This window comes from Aquiflexum sp., assembly GCF_041751335.1.
GTDB lineage: Bacteria > Bacteroidota > Bacteroidia > Cytophagales > Cyclobacteriaceae > Aquiflexum.
The window spans coordinates 1-2,707 of the sequence record NZ_JBGSXS010000391.1; the positions used below are offsets into that span (position 1 = coordinate 1).

A 2,707-nucleotide genomic window follows, 5' to 3' on the forward strand; every position below is an offset into this window, starting at 1 on the left:
TTGGGAAGAATCGGATCATATTTATGCTTGATATAATTTTCTGCCAAGTGTCTTTAGAGTTACGTAAAAAACAAAGATATAAAAAAATGGACTTGAGGTTGATTTTTTTGGAATAGGATAAAAAGCAAATTAACCCATTATCGTGTTATTTATTCAGACTAGGTTTTGTCCTACTGTGAATCCATCGTATTATTGCACCACAATTGTTTATGAAGCCTGACCTCAAACAGATACAAGCACCCATAGCCACGGAGATGGAGGAATTCGAGAAGAAATTCCGTGACTTTATGAAAAGTAAGGTCAAGTTGCTCGACCATATTACCAATTACATTGTCCGAAGGAAAGGCAAGCAGATGCGTCCGATGTTTGTATTTTTGACTGCAGGGGTCAGTGGAAAAATGACAGAAGCATCATACAGGGGCGCGGCGCTGATTGAACTGTTGCACACTGCGACCTTGGTCCATGATGATGTGGTGGATGATTCGAACTACAGGAGGGGATTCTTTTCGGTCAATGCCTTATGGAAAAATAAGATTGCGGTATTGGTTGGGGATTATTTGCTTTCAAGAGGTTTGCTCTTGAGTGTAGACAATGGTGATTTTGATTTGCTAAAAATAGTATCTAATGCTGTTAGGGAAATGTCTGAAGGGGAATTGCTTCAAATAGCCAAAGCACGGAAACTTGATATCACTGAAGAGGTCTATTATACCATCATCAAACAGAAGACTGCTAGTTTGATCGCTTCCTGTTGTGCAGTTGGTGCTGCCACTTCGGGGGCAAATGCTGAATTGATTGAAAAGATGCGAACTTTTGGTGAAAAGGTGGGGATGGCATTTCAGATCAAAGATGATCTTTTTGATTACGGAGAAGATGAAATCGGCAAACCTGTCGGTATAGATATCAAGGAAAAAAAGATGACTTTACCCTTGATTTATGCTTTGAATAATGCTTCTTGGCTGGACAAAAAGAAAATCATATATCTTGTCCGAAATCGAAATGAGGATAAAAAATCTGTCAATGAAGTCATCGATTTTGTCAAAAAATCAGGTGGACTTGATTATGCTAATAAAGTCATGACCCAATATTTTGACGAAGCCCTCGAAATCCTGAACACTTTTCCTGAATCTGAATACAAGACTTCTTTAGAAGGATTGGTGAGGTATACTATAGAGCGGAAGAAGTAGCCTTGTCATTTTAGATTTTAGATTTAAGATTTTAGTCATCACCGATCTGGGTTGATGTGTTTTCATGAAAGGTATTTTTTATTTGTAAATTGGAAGAGATAGATCGGTGTAATTGCAAACTATACCTAGCCTCCACTGAAAATCTATACTGCTCCTAGATGCAAATTATCGACCTGATACGAACGTGAAGCGAGCTTTGCCGTCATTTTTAATGCCTTTTTTTCTGCAATACTCTTTTAATTCTTCTATTTCAATAATTACATCCTTTACAATAAACCCATTTAAAATCAGCTCTTTTTTGGTATTTAAAAAAGCCGCGTGCCATTCTTCCCAAGTGTCATGCATACTTTTCCTGTCATCTATAGATTTCAGAAACCGTATCCAGTCCTCCTTTCTGTAATAGGCTATATTTACTGATCTTAGCATAATAAATTACCTGTTGAAAGTGGATTATTGAAAAGGAATGTTAGTGATTTTGAGGTATATTTCCAACTGTAATTTGGTTAGTATATGCTGGAGTGGTTACTTCCGATTACCTTAAAAAAATAGGGAAACCAAAGGTTATCCTTCTCCAAGTAGGGGTTTTTTGATTGTAGATTTTAGAATTAAGATTTTTCAAGTAGAAAATTAACTTGATTTTTAAGGAGGGGGAGATCTTTAGAAATAATTCCCCATATAATAATATTGTCAACATTATCATAAGAATGAATCACCCAGTTTCTTAAGTTAACAATTCTCCGTGCATTGGAAATATCAATATCTTTATCAATTTTTAGAATACGATTGGTAGCTTCGCCAATAATCTCCAATTCTCTTTCTACGGCCCTACGAATTAGCTTATTTGATTCATATTCATTGAAATTTCGTTTATCTCCAATAAAATCGTTAATTGAATCAATTGAAGTGGAAATGTCCAAGAGATGTTTTTTGGCATCATGCTGCATAAAGTAACATCTTAGTTTCTTCCACTCCTTTAATGAAATATGGATTACTCAAAGATCTTTCAGTAATCAGGTCAACTTTTCGGCCAAATAACTGCTCCAATTCATCATGGAGGCCAAAATAATTATCTGTATATTTCTCAATCGGGATTTCATTAAATGAAATTAAAATATCCACATCACTGGATTCATTAAATTGGTCAGAAGTGGCTGACCCAAAAACATACATGATTTGGATGTCATATTTTTGGCAAAGCTTTATTAATGCTTCCTTATTATCTTTAATCAAATCTACCATAGGAATTTTATCTAATGTTCAAATATACTAAAATAAGAAATGCACATAAAAAAAGTATTGTAATTGGGTTTTTGCTTTGAGTTTTAGCTCTATTTGCATAAGGCCTTTAATTCTTCTACGGTCATTTTTATGCCTTTTCCTTCAGCTATGTCTTTATCACCCTTTATTTTCTCTACGAAGTCAGGGTCATAAGGACTTTCCTTAGCTACTTCAAACTTGATTTTGAGCGCCTTGGCAAAAGCTTTTAAGGCATCTTCCTGTTCTATGTTTTCTGTATGGATGGT

The 2,707-nt window shown here is 35.2% G+C and carries 5 protein-coding genes; 1 reads left to right on the forward strand and 4 read right to left on the reverse strand.

Annotated elements, in window-relative coordinates:
* The first annotated feature begins 209 nt into the window (after window positions 1–209).
* Window positions 210–1,184 (forward strand): polyprenyl synthetase family protein, encoded by a 975-nt coding sequence (locus ACEW8U_RS21100; protein ID WP_373524035.1) that lies wholly within the window; start codon window positions 210–212, stop codon window positions 1,182–1,184.
* A gap of 165 nt (window positions 1,185–1,349) precedes the next feature.
* Here ACEW8U_RS21100 and ACEW8U_RS21105 read toward each other — a convergent pair whose 3' ends face one another.
* The 4 genes from ACEW8U_RS21105 to ACEW8U_RS21120 all read right to left on the reverse strand — a co-directional run.
* Window positions 1,350–1,610 carry a hypothetical protein gene (locus tag ACEW8U_RS21105; RefSeq protein ID WP_373524036.1) on the reverse strand — a complete coding sequence of 87 codons (261 nt, stop codon included), beginning with the start codon at window positions 1,608–1,610 and terminating at the stop codon, window positions 1,350–1,352.
* A 179-nt stretch (window positions 1,611–1,789) separates the two neighbouring features.
* Window positions 1,790–2,128, reverse strand: a complete 339-nt coding sequence (locus ACEW8U_RS21110; RefSeq protein WP_373524037.1) for a DUF86 domain-containing protein — start codon at window positions 2,126–2,128, stop codon at window positions 1,790–1,792.
* On the reverse strand, window positions 2,118–2,423 hold the full coding sequence (locus ACEW8U_RS21115) for a nucleotidyltransferase family protein (RefSeq protein ID WP_373524038.1): 306 nt from the start codon (window positions 2,421–2,423) through the stop codon (window positions 2,118–2,120). Before ACEW8U_RS21115 ends, ACEW8U_RS21110 begins: the two co-directional genes overlap by 11 nt.
* Window positions 2,424–2,512: 89 nt before the next feature.
* On the reverse strand, window positions 2,513–2,707 hold a 195-nt coding region (locus ACEW8U_RS21120; RefSeq protein ID WP_373524039.1), incomplete at its 5' end, for a DUF2683 family protein.

Excerpts from the sequence above, each read along its gene's own strand:
- ACEW8U_RS21100 (WP_373524035.1), top strand. The coding sequence starts at position 210 with ATGAAGCCTGACCTCAAACAGATACAAGCACCCATAGCCACGGAGATG.
- ACEW8U_RS21105 (WP_373524036.1), bottom strand. The coding sequence starts at position 1,610 with ATGCTAAGATCAGTAAATATAGCCTATTACAGAAAGGAGGACTGGATA.
- ACEW8U_RS21110 (WP_373524037.1), bottom strand. The coding sequence starts at position 2,128 with ATGCAGCATGATGCCAAAAAACATCTCTTGGACATTTCCACTTCAATT.
- ACEW8U_RS21115 (WP_373524038.1), bottom strand. The coding sequence starts at position 2,423 with ATGGTAGATTTGATTAAAGATAATAAGGAAGCATTAATAAAGCTTTGC.